Here is a 19,281-nt window from a genome sequence, read left to right as displayed (position 1 = left end):
ATCGATGCTCGCGTGAACCAAATCCGTGCGCAGTTGGAAGAGACCACTTCCGATTTCGACAAGGAGAAATTGCAAGAGCGTCTGGCTAAGCTGGCTGGCGGCGTAGCTGTCATCAAAGTCGGTGCAGCCACAGAAACTGAGCTGAAGGAACGCAAGCTTCGCATCGAAGACGCCCTGAATGCAACTCGAGCAGCGGTTGAAGAAGGGATCGTATCGGGCGGTGGCGTAGCGCTTATCAACGTATACAACGCTGTAGCTGGACTTGAACTGAGCGGCGACGAGAAGACAGGCGCGAACATCGTACTACGCGCGCTGGAAGAGCCAGTTCGCACCATCGCAGCGAATGCGGGTGAAGAAGGCTCCGTAATCGTAGAACGCCTGAAGAAAGAAGAAGTAGGCGTAGGTTACAACGCAGCGACTGGCGAATGGGTGAACATGTTCGACGCGGGTATCGTTGACCCTGCGAAGGTAACCCGCTCCGCCCTGCAATATGCAGCATCCGTAGCAGGCCTGTTCTTGACTACTGAGGCAGTTGTTGCTGATAAACCAGAACCAGAAAAACCAGCTATGCCAGATATGGGCGGCATGGGTGGAATGGGCGGAATGATGTAAGTAAATCATCAAAAACCGTATAATATCAATGTTTAAAAGGCTCCCGAGAGGGAGCCTTATTTAAATAAAATCACGAAAAAATCACATCTCGGCAAAACTGGTTCTGATGTATCTTTAAGAGTGAAGTTAAAACCCAATATTTAATTATTCGTCTAGCGCAGAATAAAGTGTATTTTTAATTCGCTTTAAGATGTCGAATATCGGTTTCTTGCTCTAAAGATCGAACTGCAAGTGCTTCAAGTATTCTATCTTGTCGCTGCTGACCTTTATTGAGCTCAGCTATTTCTTCTTTGATAGCCACCACAACTCCGTGCAACTGGTGAACATCCATTGAAAGAGCCTCAAGCTTCGCGTCTGTCTCTTCCTGGCGATCGCGGATTGCGCTGGTGATCTGCTGCAACTCCGCTTGTCCAGATTCGAGACCACCTATCCTAGTGTTCATTTCATCAAGCTTATCTAAAATTTGATTTAGAATCTGTTCGGTCATAAGAGCACTCCTACTCCTTAACTATTAATAATGGGCAGGCTAGTTCTAACGTGTTTACTGTTTTCTGTTCTTTTTGAATAGTAGAAACAGCTAAAAGAATTACCTAATGACATATTAACACATAAGGTGTTAATTTAATCGGAAAAACACAAATCCGTTCACAACAACTCTCTTAAAAAGTCGACCACGCCGGAACTAGAGCATACCACGGGGCGAAAGTTTACAGATGCCATAGTGATCCTGAAGGGCTCCCGGATTATAATGATGTCGATTGGTATAAGTATACGGTGAGGAACGCCAACAAATACTAGCAATAGAACTAGAGAATATTCTCTTTTGGGAATGTTCTCTTTTTTGTGTTCAAAAAAGGCTCGGAGGCGAGAGTGAAATCAAACCAAAGCTTGGGTTGTGCTAGAAGGTCATCCACTCAAAAAGCCTTATGCATCCTACGCATCCAGGCCTTTTCCGTAGGAAAACTTAGTTGGATCACATGTCTTTTTGACGAAAAAGCTGTAACGAAACTAGGTATCGCTATTTGCGCCAAAAAGGGCTCCAAAAAATTGTAAAGAAACAGGGTATCGCTATTGAGGCAAATAAGTGACTAAAAGGCCGGATTTTACCTAAATAACGATATGGTGTTTCGCTAGATTTAAAATGTCGCTGTTTTTGCTGAAATAAGGTTCTGTAGTTTCATTAGAGGTTCCAATGGGAGGGGATGGATGGACATTTGACAATTTTCATAGTCTCCCATATACTCATTTGTATCCATAATTTAAATGATATACGTTGAAAGAGCGAAGTAGCAGACGGTCACTGTTCTCAGAAAGCCAGGGGTTGATGGAACCTGGCAGCATACCGGTTACTGGCGAAGTACACTCTGGAGTATCTTGGGTAATGCCAAGCGGGCTAGCTAACGTTACATAGCTGAGAGTGGTATGATGAAGCTTCCTTGCTTCTCATACAATTTGGGTGGTAACACGGTTATTCAATCGTCCCTGGGTCTGATGCAGACTGGGGGCGATTTTTTAGTTGGTGGGATAACGTATATCTGAATGAAAGCCCATAAGACAGTAATTTAGGAGGTTGAATAAAGATGAACATGAACATTATCGATGAACTACAATGGCGCGAGGCGATTAATCAACAGACGGATGCGGAGGGACTTCGCAAGCTGACGGAGAAGAAGTCGATCTCATTGTACTGCGGCGTTGACCCGACGGGTGACAGCATGCACATCGGTCACTTGATTCCTTTTATGATGCTGAAGAGATTTCAAATGGCAGGCCATAAGCCTGTGATTCTGATCGGCGGGGCGACAGGCACAATCGGTGATCCGAGCGGACGTCAATCCGAGCGGACTCTGCAGACGATGGAACAGGTGCAGGCTAATGTGGATGCATTGACCGCGCAAATGAAGAAGCTGTTCCTCACGGACGGGGACAATCAGCTGCGCATGGTGAACAACTATGACTGGACACATGATCTGACGATATTGGATTTTCTGCGTGATTACGGGAAGAACTTCAGCATCAATACGATGCTGGCCAAGGATATCGTGTCTAGCCGTCTGGAGAGCGGGATTTCATTCACCGAATTCTCCTATCAAATTCTGCAATCTATCGATTTCCTTCATCTCTACAAGGAAGAGGGAGTGCAACTGCAAATCGGCGGCTCCGATCAATGGGGGAATATCACCAGCGGTCTGGACCTGATCCGTAAAAAAGAAGGCCCTGAAGCACAAGCATTCGGACTCACGATCCCACTGATGCTGAAGGCAGACGGTACGAAATTCGGGAAAACAGCCGGCGGTGCAATCTGGCTCGATCCGAAGAAAACGACGCCATACGAGTTCTACCAATTCTGGGCGAACACCGATGACCGTGATGTTGTGAAATACCTGAAATACTTCACCTTCCTGGACAAAGAGACGATCGAGTCGTTGGCTGAAAAAGTAAAAACCGAGCCGCATAAGCGCGAGGCGCAAATTACGCTCGCCGAAGAGATGACGAGATTCGTGCATGGCGAGGCAATGCTGGCGCAAGCTCAGCGCATTACCGCAGCGCTCTTCAGCGGGGATATCAAATCGCTCACAGCCGATGAAATCGAGCAAGGCTTCAAGGAAATGCCTACATTCGAAGCTACCAGAGAATCCAAGAATATCATAGATTGGCTGGTGGATATCGGGATCGAGCCATCGAAGCGTCAAGCGCGTGAAGATATTACGAATGGCGCCATCACTCTGAACGGGGATCGCGTCAGCGAGCTGGAGTTCGAGGTTAGTGCAGATCAGGCGATTGAAGGCCGCTTCATCATTATCCGTAAAGGGAAGAAGAAGTATCATTTGGTGAAGCTGGCGTAGGATCGCAGGACATAGTACCCATCGTTTATTTAGAGAGGCGTAGCCCTATTTCTTGCAAGCTGAGGAAGGGGGTTATGCCCTTTTTTGTTGACAGTCACTCCAGAAGCTATTCTCATTCTGGGTTCCTCATGCTAGCATCTAAAGTGTGCTCAATTATTCAAAATCACCGCAGAAATGAGACAAAGATATCTTGAAGTGGGGAGGCCTACTGATATATCATATTCACTAGTTTGATTTCTGATAGAAATAGACAGGAAGCAGATGCCAGAGCTTGTATTACATATTGAAGCGGAGAGATCATTTTGACAATAAAAAAGACAGCTGCAGCACGAAAAGATAGACAGATATGGATCCTTCGTGGAATGAATTTTGGACAGTATGCGATTTTAGCGGTGCTTGCGCCATTTTTACCCTTGTATTTTGCCAACTTGGGATATTCATCTTCACAGGTCGGCTTCCTTATGATGATCGGCCCGTTTGTTGCCAGTATGATTCAGCCGTTCTGGGGGTATTTGAGTGATCGGTTGCAGACTGTGAAGAAATTGATCTTTTGTCTATGGATTCTAGCGATTATTAGCAGTGTATTATTGTTTAATTCCGGCGGTAGCTACACTCTTACGCTCTGCTTCGTACTCGCTTTATACTTCTGCTTTCAGCCGACCATGCCCTTGTTAGACAGTATCTCTGTCCTGTCAGCGTCACGCAGAGGGATTTCCTATGGTTCGCTGCGGCTATATGGCTCTATAGGCTATACGATAATATCCTTATCGGGTGGGCTGCTGCTGGCTGCTCTGGGCGGTATTGGTCAGTTACCTTATTTGCTGTGGGCCGTCTGGGTTCTGCCGCTCTTGCTGTTGATCATCCTGCGAGATGAACCGACGGAAGGGGAAGGTATGACACTGGCCAGCTTAAAGGAGCTGTTCACGAACAAGCCTTTCCTATGGTTTCTGTTTCTAGTGTTCATTATTTCGGTACCCCATCGCATGAATGATGTCATGCTCGGTTTATATATGAAGGAATTGGGGGCCTCTGACGCTATGGTCGGCTGGGCTTGGGCTCTGGCTGCCGCCGTTGAAATTCCTGTATTCGCCTTGCTAGGCAAGCATTTGCACCGGATACATGAATATGTGCTGATCGGCATTGCCGGCATAATATACACCTTACGCTGGCTCATGTATTACGTATCGGATGATCCATGGGTATTGTTGGTGCTGCAAGCTGGGGCGGCTGTAACTTACGCCGTGTTCTGGATTACTTGTATGCACTACGTTGCACGGATTCTTCCTCCCCAGTTAGGAGCGACGGGGTTCTCCTTGTTAAGCATGGTATACCTGGGGTTAGCTGGGATGACTGGGGGGATCGTGGGCGGAAGACTGTCCGAGCTGTTCGGAGGAGCGAGCATGTACTTGTTTGCAGCGATTACTTCGCTGCTGGGAGGCTTGCTGTTTCTTGCCACTGAGGTCATGTCCCGGCGGCGTGGCTGGAGGGCACGTCTTTAGTTAAGTCAGTATCTGGGAGGCACTCAACCTGATGAGGGATGGGGGCCTCTATTCGTATTTGCACGGTTTGATTCACTTTAGTCATAAATACCTAACGTTTTTGGACTGAAGTCTAACGTTTATTGTCTAGGAAGATGTAAACGGTTTCTCCTACAATTAAAGTATCAAATATTACATCAAATACATCAATGGGGGGGACGGGGTGAACATGAAAAAGGCGAGATCAAGACGCAAGGGGACGCGCTGGCGCAAACAGGATACCGAGCTAACGCTCTTAGCGTTGCCAACTACCATTTGGTATATATTATTTTGTTTCTTGCCGATGTTCGGGATCATTATCGCCTTTAAGGATTTTAAAATATCAGGAGGATTTCTGAGTAATGTCTTCAAAAGCTCCTGGTCCGGATTCAAAAATTTTGAATTTCTATTCAAATCGAATGACGCCTGGATTATTATACGCAACACGTTGGGCTATAACCTCATATTCATTATCCTCAATATCGTAATTCCCGTGACATTGGCACTGATGATCGGTCATCTGCATAACCGCAAGGCGGGCAAAATTTATCAGACGATGATGTTCTTGCCTTACTTTCTGTCCTGGGTCGTCATTTCAGCAGTTATTTGGGCTTTTCTCAGCTTCGACAAGGGGATTGCCAATCAGATGCTGATCCAGATGGGTAGCGAAGCTGTGAACTGGTATATGGAGCCTAAATATTGGCCGTACTTCTTGGTGTTCATGAATATATGGAAGGGCTTGGGCTACGGGATGGTTGTGTATCTGGCTACCATTACGGGCATCGACAGCACTTACTATGAGGCAGCCGTCATCGATGGGGCATCCATTTGGCAGCAGACCAAATATATCACATTGCCGATGATGAAGCTGGTGATCGTGATGATGTTCATCCTGGCTGTCGGCCGGATCTTCTATACGGATTTCGGTCTGTTCTATCAGGTTCCGAGGGATTCCAACTCTCTATTTAACGTGACCACCACCATAGACGTGCTGGTATATAAACAGCTCAAAACTGCCACGGTAGGTATGGCTTCCGCCGCCGCGTTTGTGCAATCTGTAATGGGCTGTCTGACCATCCTACTTGCCAACTGGATCGTTCGCAGAATAGATCCGGACAGCGCGATGATGTAAAGGGGGCGAGCACATGGCATCGAAGGCAGAAGGATTGACGGGTCTGGAGAAATTTAACCGGATCGGCAAAGGCATGAATCTTATTTTTCACCTGATTTTTATACTGATTGCTCTGGTTTGTGTGGCCCCTATGTTGGTCATCCTCTCCATCTCGTTCTCGAGTGAAGAGTCGATCCGGCAGACAGGATACCATATCATTCCGAGGGTATTCTCTACCGAAGCTTATAGCTTTGTCGTTCAACAGGGGACGATGATTATCCGGGCGCTTGGGGTATCGGTATTGGTTACTGTCGTGGGGACTGTTCTGGGGGTGCTGTTGACCACATCGATGGGCTACGTACTCTCACAATCGAATTACAAACTGAAAGGATTCCTGACCTGGGTCGTCTTTATCCCAATGGTATTTAACGGCGGCTTGGTCTCCAGCTACTATATTAATGCGAATCTGCTTGGACTGAAGGATACGGTATGGGCGCTTATTTTACCCTTGGCGGTCTCATCCTTCAACGTAATTATTTGCAAGACCTTCTTCAAGAGCACGATTCCAGATGGATTAATCGAATCGGCAGAGATCGATGGTGCAAGCCAGCTGCGTATTTACTTCTCGATCATTTTACCTATATCATTGCCGGTCTTGGCAACCATCGGTCTGTTCCTATGCTTTGCTTATTGGAATGACTGGTTCCAATCCATGCTGTATATCAACAATCAGGATCTCTATTCCCTGCAGGCCCTGTTGAATAACTTGATGAGCAACGTAGATGCGCTGGCCCGAAATGCATCCAGCATGGGCGTCAGCTACGCGATGTTAGTGGCTACGATGCCGAAGGAAACCGCACGGATGGCTGTGGCGATTCTGATCGTACTTCCTGTAGCCTTTGCGTATCCGTTCTTCCAGAAGTATTTTATTTCCGGCTTGACGGTAGGGGCGATCAAGGGTTGACCTGAACTTGGCATAGACCAGAGCTTCTGGTTTATCATAAATCAGCTTAGAACATGCACAAGAAGGTAGAACATTCTTAGAAGGGGGAAAACTTCAATGAAAAGGTCATGGAAACTTCTATCTACACTCTGTATTGTGATGCTGCTGATGTCATCTCTGGCGGCATGCGGCGGCTCCAACTCCAAGTCCGAAGGATCTGGTGGGGAGGCGAATTCCTCAGCCCAGACGAACTCGGGCAATACGGATAAGCCGAAAGAATCGGGGGATATTCCTACTCTGGTATGGTGGACGATCGGGGGTCAGGTTCCTGATAACTTTGATAAAGCGATCGCAGCGATGAATGAGTATACGGCGGAGAAAATCGGTGTAAAGATCGATATCAAGGTAGCCAGCTGGGGTGATTGGGATACCAAGATCAACACGATTGTAAATACCGGCGAGCCATTTGATATTATGTTCACGAACAATACGAAATACAATCAACAGGTATCGATGGGGGCTTTTGCCGATATCACCGACCTGGTTCAGAGTGAAACGCCTGAATTACACAAGCTCATTCCTGAGCTGGTCTGGAACGGCACCAAGGTTGACGGCAAGATCTATTCCGTTCCAACCTATAAAGACTCGGCAATCACTCAGTATTGGGTATTCGATAATAAATACGTACAGAAATACGGAATTGATCTGAATAACATCAAAACATTACAGGATCTTGACAAGCCTCTGCATGATATCAAGGCCGGGGAAGGCAAGAACTTCTATCCGCTTCCTTTGACGCAAAGCGATGGATTCAACGGTTTCATGAATAACTATGATGATCTCACTCTTGGTCTCGCTCCAATCGGCGTGAAGTTCGATGATACATCCCGTAAAGTTGTATCGACATTGGAGCAACCGGATGTAATGGAGAACCTCAAGCTCTTGCATCAATGGTATAAGGATGGCATCATTAACCCGGATGCTCCTACCAAGGGCGAGCCGGACAAAGGCCGTGCGTTCTTCAGTGCTCAAGCATTCCCTGGTGCTGAAGCCAACTGGCAGATTACGGAAGGTGTAGAGAAATACGATATGGTGCAGACGTTTGGACCTCTGTACACGACCAGTACGATTCAAGGCTCTTTGAATGCAATCTCTGCTAACTCTAAGTACAAGAAAGAAGCTCTAAAATATCTTGAGCTGGTCAACACCGATCCGAAGCTGCGTAATATGCTGGCTTTTGGTGAGCTTGATGTGGACTATGTCAATGTAGATGGCGAGAAAGTGATCGAGCGGAAGACCGATACTTGGCCGCTGGCTGCTTACACCCAAGGTACATTCTTTGATCTGGCTGTAACGAAGGGTGCTCCTGAGGATCAATGGGAGCAGGTTCGTAAGCTGAATGAGGAAGCCACCGCTTCATCCTGCTTGGGCTTTGGCTTGGATATTAGCAATCTCACGACTGAAGTAGCTAACACTAAGGCCGTATGGGACAAATACCGCTATGAGCTGATGACAGGCGCTACCGATCCGGAGGTTATGGTTCCGAAGATCGTTACCGAGATGAAAGCAGCGGGGATGGACACCATCATGAAGGCTGCTGAGGAGCAAATCAGCGCTTATTTCCAATAATGATGAAATGACGATGTTATTTCGATAGTTCGGGCAAACTCGGACAGGGGCTGAATCCTCTGTTCGAGTTTTCCTATTCTGATTGCATACTATTTTATATAATAAATACATAACAGCATAAGCCTAGAGCAAAGGAGGCGTCGCATTCATGTCCTTCCTGCAGATTAAAATATATCGCGGCAAATTCATTGCTTATACCGTATTTGTGGTCTCTATCGGTTTGGCCATCGGGTTGATTACCTGCGCCATCCTGTTGTATCAATGGGTGGATAATGCCCGGAACGAGGCGACCAGTGCCTTCATCCGCGTGGAGAATGCTTTCCAATATAATGCCGACCGGATCGAGGCGTATATGCAGCGGGTCTACTCCAACAGCGGTCTAATGACCGATGTCCGTTGTTTTCTTGGCCATAGCGCGGAAGGATACCTTACCGGCAGGCTTCAGGAAAGTCGCTATAACCAGCCGCTCGTTTCTTTTCCGGATGATATGAAGTCTTTTTTGTATAGCGGGGGGCAAGGGGATATCACTCAAGTAAGCTTGCATACCACGGAGCAGGGGAATGTCATCCATTTCGACAGCAATGGCAAAGCCAGCTTCAAGTTTCGGCTTCCTAACACGGATGAAGCTTTCCAGGAATCCATTCACAAGGGATTTGTCTATCGCAAGAAATTGTCGGACCCGAATCAGATTTCTCGGCAACTGGGTGAATTTCGCTTCTTGGTCAGCAGTGACCATATATTTAAAAATGTGAGCAATTACCGCGTCGATCAAGCGGCGATTGTTAATGTTTCTGGCGATGTATACCCCATCATTGGGACAAATAACCGTACTGAAGAGCTGGTTCGACAGGCGGTGGCGGATGAACGCAGTCAAGGCTATCTTTCTACGGGTGGGCTTAACGGTGTTTTTTTCGTTACCTTTTCTTCTACCAAATTCGATTATCAGTTCGTCAGCTTGGTGGATTTAGGCTTAATGATCCGCGATCAAGCGGGAGTGCTTCTGACCGTGTTCCTCATTGTTCTGTCAGCGATGATCAGCGTTCTGGTGCTTATCGTCCATAATCTAAGAGAGGATGCCCGATTTCTGCATCACATTATTCATTCCATGGGCCGGGTGAAAACGGCGGATTTCACGCCAGAGACCCCAATGCGCTATCGGCGCAATGAATATGGGGTGATATCAAGAGAACTGGAGGATATGGTCCGGCAACTGGATAAATATATTCGCACAGAGTATCTGTTAAAATTAAAGCAGCAGGAAACCGAAATGAAAGCGCTTCAAAATCAGATTAATCCGCATTTCCTATACAATACGTTAGAGGCGATCCGCTCCAGAGCACTAGTGAATAGCGATGTTGAAACTTCCGATGCGATTGCCACTCTGGGCGCTCTATATCGCGATATTGTGAAGCAAGAGAACATTATTACGATCGGCAAGGAGCTGGCTTTGCTGCAGGAGTACCTTAAGATTATGGAGTTCAAATATCCGGACAGGTTCTATTATCAATTTAATGTGGATGACGCACTTTTGTCTGTACCCACCGTGAAATTCTGGATGCAACCGCTCGCTGAGAACTTTTTCGTGCACGGCTTTAACTCTAGCAATGAGTTCAATTTGTTAGTGATCAAAGGTTGGGAAGAAAAGAAGCATTTCAGACTTGAAATTGTGGATAATGGCAAGTGGATTACCAAGGAGCGTTTGAAGGAGATTCGCGACACTTTATTGCGCACGGATGATGCCCCGGTGAAGAGCATTGGTCTACATAATGTATATACTCGGCTGCATTTTTTCTATGGTAAGAGGTTTGCCATGGAGATTGGAAATAACGAAGAAGCCGGCGTCAAGATTACTGTAATCATTCCAAAGGAGGTCAATCAGCATGTACAAACTTCTAATTGTGGATGATGAGCCGCAGATTTTAGAGGGGATGCGACGAACCCTGGATTGGGAGAAATATGGCTTCGGCTGTATCGAGACAAGTGAAACGGTAGAGGATGCGATATCCAAGGCTGTGGAGATCTATCCGGATTTGGCGATCTTCGATGTACGTATTGGCAAGGATTTGGGCTATGATGCTATCCGCAAGCTGAATGAACTGGGTCTTCCGGCAAAATATATTATCATGAGCGGATACAGCGAATTCGAATACGCCAGGGAAGCGATCAGGTGCGGGGTTAAGGATTATCTGCTCAAGCCGGTGAATCGGGTCAAGCTGCAGCAAGTGGTGGAGAAGATCATTGTAGAGGACCTGCATGGCACGCTGGAAGGAGCAGATCATGAGGATGTCAACATCGATCCCGTGCTGGGCGTTCGTTACGATAGTCTGTCCAAGCTGATCAATCGGATCCTGCTGATGGTGAAGACGGAATATGCTCAGAATATCACGTTGAAGGTGGTGGCCGAACAATTCCGCATGAATGGAACCTATTTGGGGCAGCTGTTTCTGAAGGAGACGCAGATGAAATTTTCGGAGTATGTGATGGCCTATCGGATGCTTCGGGCACGTGAACGGATTCTGTCTACGGACGAGAAGATCGCCAGTATCGCGATGTCGGTGGGATATTCGAATCAGGGCTATTTTTACACGCATTTTCATAACTTCTTCGGCAAGTCGCCATCGGATCTAAGAAAATAGACATCAGGCTTGGCAGGGGGCGGAAAGGAGATATAATATGCGGCAACAGCGTACCTTGGGGAGGGCTCGACGGCTTCTTCGTCTTATGTTCACGATGGGTGTTGTCTTGTCTTTGGCAGGCTGTACTTGGTTTGCTGGCAATGGAGAGGAGAGCACCTCTAAGGAGGACACAGTGAATCTCATCTATTATACGATCGGGGAGCCGGATAAGGATCTCAAACTGGTGAATGATAAGATCAATGAGATTTTGGCGAAAAAAATCGGAGTTACGATTACTTACATTAAGGTAGGGTGGCAGGAGTATGAAGAGCGGCTGAACACGATGGTATCGGCAGGCACCCCCTTTGATATCGCTTTTACTCCGGAATATGCAACCTATATTCAGCGGGGGGCCTGGCTGCGACTGAATGATTATCTCTCAGGCGTGAGTAAAGAAATGTATGATGCGATCGATCCGGTGTTCTGGGAAGGCGTGCGAATGGCGGATGGCGGTATTTATGGGGTACCGACCAATAAGGAGTTGGCGACGCGGGAGCATTGGATGTATCCGGATGAGCTTGTAAGGAAGTACGATATCGATATTTCCAAGTATACTACTCTGGAGTCGCTGGAACCGCTGCTTGGGCTGATCAGAGTAAAGGAGCCTTCCTATCTGCCGATGGAGCTGGATAAAGACTCGCATAACTTCTTTGCTTTGGAAGGATATGAATACATTATCGATAAGAAGCTTCCGCTCATGGTCTTGTCTCAACTTCCCAATGCCCCGGTCGTCGATATCTTCGAGACGAAGGAGGCAAGGCAGGTGCTGGATACGCTCAGACGTTACTATAAGGCGGGGTATATCAATGAAGACGCTGCCTTGCGTGAGCTCCAGGGACTCAAGCGAAATGAACGAGTCTTCTGGAAGGCGGCAGGGGGTGGTCCGCTCTCGGAGAACATCTGGAGTAAGGATCGCGGCTATAAGGTGGTGGCTTATCCTGTAACCCCCATGAAGGTCACGACCGAGTCGGTCCGTGGAGGAATCATGGCGGTTAGTGCGGATACGAAGCATCCCGTAGAGTGCATGAAATTCCTGAATGAATTGAATACCAACCCTGAGATTCGTAATCTATTCAATTATGGGATCGAAGGGGTGCATTATGATCTGGATTCTAATGGTCAGGTCGTCCTTATAAGGCCGAAGGATAGCAACGGAGAACCGGTCCCGGACGCACCGCCAGATTATGCGGGAGTTCAGTATACCCAGGGCAACTGGTTCATTCTGAAGACCATGGGGGGAGAGACCCCGGACCCACTTGACAAGTGGGAGCAATTCCGCGAATCAAACAGTCATGCTCTGAAGTCAAGCTTGCTTGGATTTACGCCGGATCTCTCCCATATGCCGATTCAGCGGAAGAATATTGAGATGGTCTGGGAGAAATATTATCCTAGCCTGATGACAGGCAGCGTCGATGTGGAGGTTGAGCTGCCCAAATTCATTGATGAGCTCAAGCAGGCGGGGATCGATGAAGTGCAGGCTGAGGTGCAGCGACAGCTGGATGATTGGCGTGCAGAACACCGATGAAGATTAGAGTGTATCAAAAAAGCCAGTTCGGCAGCCATTTGATAATCATGGCTAGCGGACTGGCTTAACTGTATTCTGGATGACTTGAAACTTGCTTATTATCTCCGCGGTCGGGTGAATCGGCCGAGAATCTCCGTGGATTGCACGACATTCATGAACGCCTGCGGATCTGTCGCCATGACCGTCTTCCGGACGGCAGGCACTTCATAGCGAGTAGTAACTGTCATAAGCATGTAGTTATCCTCCTCGCTGTAGCCGCCTTCGGAATGCATGCAGGTGATTCCGTGATGCAGCTTACGCAGCTGGGAGAGCATCTCGTCTTTCTTCTTCGTGACGATGAAGCAGGTGACCTTCACGTGATCGACATGGATCATATCGACGACTTTCCCCTTGATGTAGGTGGATAGCATCGAGTAGAGAGCCAGGTCCCAGCTCTTGTAGAAGCCCAGAATAAGAATGACAACCCCATTCATAATTAACAGTAATTTGCCCATGGCGAAGTCATGCTTGTACGTTACGATCGAACCGACGATATCAAAACCGCCGGTAGAACCGCCTACACGTAATGAAAAACCGATACCGACCGCAGAGATAATTCCGCCGAAGATTGCCGCAAGGATCGGGTCCTTGGTCACCTGGTATTCAGGGATAATCGTCATGAACCAGGTTGTAGTGATTACTGAAAGACAGCTTAGGATAATATAGCGTCTTCCCACCGCTTTCCAGCCCCAGATAATCAACGGTAAATTAAGCACGAAGTACAGCAGGGAAATGTTCCAGTCGGTGATATAGCCAATAATTGAGGCGACACCTGTGATCCCGCCGGACAACAAATGATGCGGAACGAGGAACAGGTTAAGACCAGCAGCAACGAGGAACGCAGATAGCAAGATCGTACATACCTCATGAACTGGCTTGAATGAAGCCTTGATCGGTTTTCCAATAAATGTAGGGTATTTGCCCAAATTCATTTTAGAGAGCCTTCTTTTCTTGGTAGTCAATAGAATATTATTATCACACTAAATTATGTTTTTTATCAAGTAGCGAAACTATGAGATGGATCACAAAGATTAGAAAACCATGGAATATTACATTTTTGTCATCACATCAACTACATTATAGCAGGAATTATTAGTTTCGGGGACTTATTAAAAGCTTTTTATGACTAAAGCGGTACAGTTTCGTCTCTCTATCGGAAGCTTACGCAAATGTGGTCCAAAGTATGTAAAAGGATGTGCAGATAAGCCGGAAATTTCCGTATTCATGCGTGTAATTTTGGTCAACCGGATTTCCGATTTTCTTGCAGGTATCTAGTATGAACAAGAGCTGTTAGGCGTTACTGCCACACAGGCTTCTGCATGATTGAGAGATGTGGGAGTGGTGTGCGACCAGTTTTGCACTTAGTTGCAGAAATACACTTATTCCAGGGAGGGCCTGTACGAAATCCGAAAATAGATGCGAATGTACAATTATATCCTTATAAAAGCGTGGATCAGGGGATGAATCCGGTGAATAGTTGTATAATTGCATTTATTTGTTCTGTTCAGGGAATAAAGGGTGCATGTAGTTGCAAAAATGCACTTATATTTTCAAACCTAAAAGGATCGTTTCAGGGATCGGGCTTTCTTGATGGTTTAATTACGGATGAGTAACTGAGCGCTAATTGTGCCAATGTTTGACCTGGTAAGTGCAATATCTATACCACTTGGCGTTTTAGACTGGTCTCCTATCTGGCAATAGGATAAGATATTAATATAATTCAAATATATAACTAGATTAGGAGAATGCTACATGACTCAACTTACGCTTGAAATTCAAAGCGCAAATGGTGCGGTGCTGGCAAGCAGCTCAGATCAGGGACAAGCCCATCTGGTTTATGATAAATACTACGAACCTGGTGACGAAATTGTTCTGAAGAGTGAAAATGAAAACGTATTTCTGATGATCCAGCTCGATGATGCCATGGACCCTGCCCTGGTCTATCTGAAAGGGCCAGACTTCCGGTTCATTATTCCGTTCGATGAGAAGAAAATATCATATTCCCCGAAAACGTTCATAGGTGATCTGCATACGCTTACAGCACGTCTGGCAACCGAGGATGAGATTTATGTTTATCGGAACATGGCGTTAAATGTATATAATCAGCATGAGAACAGCACATGCTATCCCCATGCTTATGCTAACGTAGAGACCCGTGGCGAATCCGTATTTGCTGCGCGCAATGCGATTAACGGCAACTGTGTGAACTACTCCCACGGCAAATGGCCTTTCGAATCCTGGGGCATTAACCAGAATCCTGATGCGGAGATGACTGTGGATTTCGGCAGAACTGTAGAGGTTGATAAGGTTGCGCTGACGCTTCGAGCGGACTTCCCGCATGATAGTCATTGGGAGCGGGTTACATTAGCGTTCTCGGATGGGAGCAAGGAGACTCTGGATTTGGTGAAGACTCATATGAAGCAGACCTTTGAAATCGCATCGCGTAAGGTGGAGTGGGTGACGCTGAAAGAGCTGATCAAGGCGGATGATCCGTCTCCGTTCCCGGCGCTTACTCAGATCGAAGTCTATGGTCGGGAAACCGCTAAATAGTTAGTAGGATAGTATTATTGTGGAACATATTATAAAATATGAAGGGGCCGTTCTCTGAACAGGGATCGGCCCTGTTTTTTTCATAGATCGAGGATTTAAGGAGGAAGAAGAGTGATGAAGAATATGGAGAACTTGCCAAGGGTCGGAGTCGGTGCTGTTATCAAGGATGATCATAACCGTATACTGCTCGTCCTTCGCAAAAGAGCGCCTGAAGCAGACCATTGGAGCCTGCCTGGGGGCAAGGTGGAGTACATGGAGACGATAGAAGCGGCGGTCGTTCGCGAGATCAAGGAAGAATTGGGCATTGACATAGCATTGGATCAATTGCTCTGTGTCACCAATCACATCATCCCGGCGGAAAATACGCATTATGTGGCGCCGACCTTCCTCGCTCATATTGTGGCTGGGGAGGCAGAAAATCAGGAGCCGCAGGCTCTTGGGGATGTACGTTGGTTCCCGCTCGATCATCTGCCAGATCGCCTCACGATGACGACCACATACGCGCTTGAGTATCTGTAAATCATTCGTAATTTCCTGGGTTCATAGAGAATAGAATGGAAAAAGGCTTGCATATGATCTAAATCACAATTACCATGGGATGTGCAGCTAACAGAGGATTTAGAGCATCATGATTAGATTATACCAAAGGGCAAAGGGGCCTAAGCATATGAAATTCTATGAACAGCGGATCTTACCCGCATCCAGGCAAATGAAGGATTTGGAGAAGGCCGTGGCGTCACCCTATGAATATCTGGTGCTGCTCGATGTTCACATCGCCCAGCTGAAGCACGCCTGCAGCATAGTACAGCAAGCAAACAAGAAGCTGTTCCTACATATCGACCTGATCCAGGGCTTGCAGAGTGATGCACATGCGACGGAGTATCTGTGTCAGGAGTATCGACCATTCGGGATTCTGTCTACGAAGTCCAGTGTCATCCAAAAGGCCAAGCAAAAAGGAGTCATAGCGGTTCAGCGTATTTTCCTCATCGATAACAGTGCCTTGGAGAAGAGCTGCAAGCTGCTAGAGAGCACGCAGCCGGATGTTATCGAGGTGCTGCCTGGCGGTATGCCGAGCGTCATCCGCAAGGTGAAGGCGCGGACGAATCTGCCAATTCTGGCCGGAGGCTTTATTTCGACGAGCGAGGATGTGAGGCTGGCTCTGGAGGCTGGAGCTGAAGCAGTTACTACCTCCAACAAGAGATTGTGGACAGAATGTGAAAAAAAAGTGATTGACAACGTTTACAATTTTAATTAAAATTTGAATCAAGTTAATAATGTTATGGAGACTTGGAGATCTACATTTGAACGCACTGCCTTTCCTGCAATTTGGAGACAGTGTGTGAATCGATGTAGGTCTCTTTGTGTTCTTAACAGCCATATTCCATGGAAGGGGTCTTGATATGTCAGCATTTTGGGGAGAGCTAATCGGAACGATGATCCTGACTGCGCTAGGCGGGGGCGTATGTGCAGGGGTATCGTTGAAGAAGTCTTATGCAGCAAATTCAGGCTGGATTGTCATTACATTTGGCTGGGGGTTAGCCGTCGCCATCGCGGCGTATTCGGTAGGTCCGATCAGCGGGGCCCATCTCAACCCGGCGCTCACCTTGGGGCTTGCGCTAATCGGCAGCTTTCCTTGGGCGGATGTCCCCTCCTACGTGGCAGCGCAGATGATTGGCGCCATAGCGGGCGCAGTTATCGTGTATCTCCATTATTTGCAGCATTGGAAGGTGACGGATGATCCTAAAGCCAAGCTTAGTGTATTTGCAACTAGTCCCGCTGTCTATCATCCGTTCTCCAATTTGATGAGCGAGATGATCGGAACCTTCATCCTCGTGCTCGGCATTCTGGCTATCGGCGCCAACAAGTTCACGGATGGGTTGAACCCGCTGATTGTAGGCTTCCTCATCGTGAGCATCGGTCTATCCTTAGGCGGAGCGACAGGGTATGCGATCAACCCAGCGCGTGACCTGGGGCCGAGAATCGCCCATATGCTGCTCCCGATACCGGGGAAGGGAAGCTCGAATTGGAAATATGCCTGGGTCCCTGTTGTTGGACCGATGCTTGGAGGCGCGCTTGGCGCATTATTTTACAAGACGGTGTTCTTGGGACATCAGGATGTCGCAATCTGGGTAGTGATGGGTATAGCGCTTGTGATCCTGGTCCTGTCGCTGCTGCTCTCCGGGAGAAGCGCAAACCGCAGCGTGTCGATGTAAGGATTTTATTTCAATCATAATTTGGTTTTATAATACTTAGATGGGGGAATTAAGATGGAAAAATACATTTTGTCTCTAGATCAAGGTACAACGAGCTCCAGAGCGATTTTATTCAATAGAGAAGGCCAGATTGTGCATGTGTCTCAGAAGGAATTTACGCAGATTTTCCCGGAACCGGGTTGGGTAGAGCATAACGCCCAGGAAATCTGGGGGACGATCCTTGCTGTGATCGCGACTTGTCTGATTGAGTCCGGGGTGAAGCCAGAGCAAATTGTCGGGATCGGTATCACGAACCAGCGTGAGACGACCGTTGTATGGGATAAGGAATCGGGACGTCCGGTTTATAACGCGATCGTATGGCAATCCAGACAGACGAAGTCTATCTGTGATGAGCTGAAGGCGGCTGGGCATGAGGAATTATTCCGCTCCAAGACTGGACTGTTGATCGACTCTTATTTCTCGGGAACGAAGGTCAAATGGATTCTCGATCATGTTCCTGGAGCCCGGGAAAAGGCAGAGCGTGGCGATCTGCTCTTCGGTACCATTGACACCTGGCTGATCTGGAAGCTCACTGGCGGTGAGGTGCATGTCACGGATTACAGTAATGCTTCACGCACGCTGATGTATAATATCCATGAATTGAAGTGGGATGATGAACTGCTTGAGCTGCTTACGATTCCGAAGCAGATGCTTCCGGAAGTACGTTCATCCTCTGAGATCTATGGCAAGACCGTGAACTATCATTTCTTCGGTGAAGAGGTTCCGATTGCCGGTGCTGCCGGAGACCAACAGGCCGCCTTGTTCGGGCAAGCCTGCTTCAAGCAGGGGATGGCCAAGAATACCTACGGTACGGGATGCTTCATGCTGATGAATACCGGGGAACAGGCGGTTCGCTCCTCGAACGGGCTGCTTACGACAATCGCCTGGGGGATCGATGGTAAAGTGGAGTATGCGCTGGAGGGCAGCGTGTTCGTAGCAGGATCTGCGGTGCAATGGCTTCGCGACGGACTGCGTATGATTAAGGAATCGAAGGATAGCGAGCAGTATGCAAGCCGGGTAGACTCGACAGATGGCGTGTATGTTGTACCTGCATTCGTCGGGCTGGGTACCCCCTATTGGGATAGCGAGGTGAAGGGAGCCATCTTCGGCCTGACACGCGGTACTAGCAAAGAGCATTTCATCCGCGCGACCCTGGAATCGCTCGCTTATCAGAGCAAGGATGTACTGAACGCGATGGAAGCCGACTCTTCCATCGGACTGACGACCCTGCGCGTCGATGGCGGGGCGATTCAGAACAATTTCCTGATGCAGTTCCAGAGCGATATGCTCGGCGTGCCAGTGGAATGTCCGCAAGTGTTCGAGACGACGGCGCTTGGCGCAGCTTACCTCGCTGGTCTGGCTGTCGGATACTGGGAGAGCCAGGAAGAGATCGCGACGCAGTGGAGCATCGACCGCACCTTCACCCCATCCATGACGGAAGCGCGTCGTAATGAATTGTATGCGGGCTGGGCCAAAGCGATAGAAGCTACAAAAGTATTTAAATAATTGCGCTCATATGCTAAAATTTTAATAAGTTAATATTTAAATTCGGTTGGAGAATAGAGAAACCGCAATTGCACTT

Annotated in this window: 16 protein-coding genes and 1 other annotated feature; of the genes, 14 read left to right on the top strand and 2 right to left on the bottom strand. The window is 47.7% G+C overall.

The genetic code is table 11. The annotated features are described in order from the left end of the window. The coding region (locus BFJ94_RS12050; RefSeq protein WP_276145667.1) for a TCP-1/cpn60 chaperonin family protein at nt 1-612 on the top strand (612 nt) is incomplete at its 5' end. A 175-nt stretch (nt 613-787) separates the two neighbouring features. On the opposite strand, the gene BFJ94_RS12045 is transcribed toward BFJ94_RS12050, so the two are convergent. After that, on the bottom strand, nt 788-1,099 hold the full coding sequence (locus BFJ94_RS12045) for a hypothetical protein (protein ID WP_120462892.1): 312 nt from the start codon (nt 1,097-1,099) through the stop codon (nt 788-790). Nucleotides 1,100-1,876: 777 nt separating this feature from the next. Then, nucleotides 1,877-2,099 (top strand) — a binding site (T-box leader). A gap of 99 nt (nt 2,100-2,198) precedes the next feature. On the opposite strand from BFJ94_RS12045, the gene tyrS reads away from it, so the two are divergent. The 8 genes from tyrS (at nt 2,199) to BFJ94_RS12005 (ending at nt 12,858) form a co-directional block, all read left to right on the top strand. Beyond that, nucleotides 2,199-3,458, top strand: coding sequence for a tyrosine--tRNA ligase (gene tyrS / locus BFJ94_RS12040; RefSeq protein ID WP_120465209.1), 1,260 nt, complete (start codon nt 2,199-2,201; stop codon nt 3,456-3,458). A 302-nt stretch (nt 3,459-3,760) separates the two neighbouring features. Then, nucleotides 3,761-4,957 (top strand): MFS transporter, encoded by a 1,197-nt coding sequence (locus BFJ94_RS12035; RefSeq protein WP_268238249.1) that lies wholly within the window; start codon nt 3,761-3,763, stop codon nt 4,955-4,957. A 208-nt stretch (nt 4,958-5,165) separates the two neighbouring features. Beyond that, nucleotides 5,166-6,107 (top strand): ABC transporter permease, encoded by a 942-nt coding sequence (locus BFJ94_RS12030; protein ID WP_120462891.1) that lies wholly within the window; start codon nt 5,166-5,168, stop codon nt 6,105-6,107. A gap of 13 nt (nt 6,108-6,120) precedes the next feature. Continuing rightward, the gene (locus BFJ94_RS12025) at nt 6,121-7,050 is read left to right on the top strand and encodes a carbohydrate ABC transporter permease (protein ID WP_120462890.1); all 930 of its coding nucleotides are present in this window, start codon (nt 6,121-6,123) and stop codon (nt 7,048-7,050) included. Nucleotides 7,051-7,146: 96 nt separating this feature from the next. Next, nucleotides 7,147-8,658, top strand: a complete 1,512-nt coding sequence (locus tag BFJ94_RS12020) for an ABC transporter substrate-binding protein (RefSeq protein WP_120462889.1) — start codon at nt 7,147-7,149, stop codon at nt 8,656-8,658. Nucleotides 8,659-8,806: 148 nt separating this feature from the next. Continuing rightward, on the top strand, nt 8,807-10,564 hold the full coding sequence (locus tag BFJ94_RS12015) for a sensor histidine kinase (RefSeq protein WP_120462888.1): 1,758 nt from the start codon (nt 8,807-8,809) through the stop codon (nt 10,562-10,564). Then, nucleotides 10,539-11,294, top strand: coding sequence for a response regulator transcription factor (locus tag BFJ94_RS12010; RefSeq protein ID WP_120462887.1), 756 nt, complete (start codon nt 10,539-10,541; stop codon nt 11,292-11,294). Before BFJ94_RS12015 ends, BFJ94_RS12010 begins: the two co-directional genes overlap by 26 nt. Nucleotides 11,295-11,331: 37 nt before the next feature. Then, nucleotides 11,332-12,858: an ABC transporter substrate-binding protein gene (locus BFJ94_RS12005; RefSeq protein ID WP_120462886.1), complete on the top strand. Its 1,527-nt coding sequence runs from the start codon at nt 11,332-11,334 to the stop codon at nt 12,856-12,858. A gap of 98 nt (nt 12,859-12,956) precedes the next feature. Here the strand turns inward: BFJ94_RS12005 and BFJ94_RS12000 are convergent, their stop codons facing one another. Further along, nucleotides 12,957-13,829, bottom strand: coding sequence for a YitT family protein (locus BFJ94_RS12000; protein WP_120462885.1), 873 nt, complete (start codon nt 13,827-13,829; stop codon nt 12,957-12,959). 820 nt (nt 13,830-14,649) lie between these two features. On the opposite strand from BFJ94_RS12000, the gene BFJ94_RS11995 reads away from it, so the two are divergent. The 5 genes from BFJ94_RS11995 to glpK all read left to right on the top strand — a co-directional run bounded on the left by BFJ94_RS11995 (nt 14,650) and on the right by glpK (nt 19,205). Next, nucleotides 14,650-15,447 (top strand): carbohydrate-binding protein, encoded by a 798-nt coding sequence (locus tag BFJ94_RS11995; protein ID WP_120462884.1) that lies wholly within the window; start codon nt 14,650-14,652, stop codon nt 15,445-15,447. A 114-nt stretch (nt 15,448-15,561) separates the two neighbouring features. Beyond that, nucleotides 15,562-15,966 (top strand): NUDIX hydrolase, encoded by a 405-nt coding sequence (locus BFJ94_RS11990; protein WP_120462883.1) that lies wholly within the window; start codon nt 15,562-15,564, stop codon nt 15,964-15,966. Between the two features lie 148 nt (nt 15,967-16,114). Continuing rightward, complete coding sequence (locus BFJ94_RS11985) at nt 16,115-16,702, top strand: glycerol-3-phosphate responsive antiterminator (RefSeq protein WP_120462882.1); 588 nt, start codon at nt 16,115-16,117, stop codon at nt 16,700-16,702. A gap of 145 nt (nt 16,703-16,847) precedes the next feature. Next, nucleotides 16,848-17,660, top strand: coding sequence for an MIP/aquaporin family protein (locus tag BFJ94_RS11980; RefSeq protein ID WP_120462881.1), 813 nt, complete (start codon nt 16,848-16,850; stop codon nt 17,658-17,660). Nucleotides 17,661-17,714: 54 nt separating this feature from the next. Further along, on the top strand, nt 17,715-19,205 hold the full coding sequence (gene glpK, locus BFJ94_RS11975; protein ID WP_120462880.1) for a glycerol kinase GlpK: 1,491 nt from the start codon (nt 17,715-17,717) through the stop codon (nt 19,203-19,205). The last annotated feature ends 76 nt before the right edge of the window (nt 19,206-19,281 follow it).

The sequence above is a fragment of the Paenibacillus aceti genome (genome assembly GCF_003614185.1).
Classification (GTDB): Bacteria; Bacillota; Bacilli; order Paenibacillales; family Paenibacillaceae; genus Fontibacillus; species Fontibacillus aceti.
Note: the sequence above shows the minus strand (reverse complement) of the source record. Positions and strands in the feature narration are given on the sequence as shown.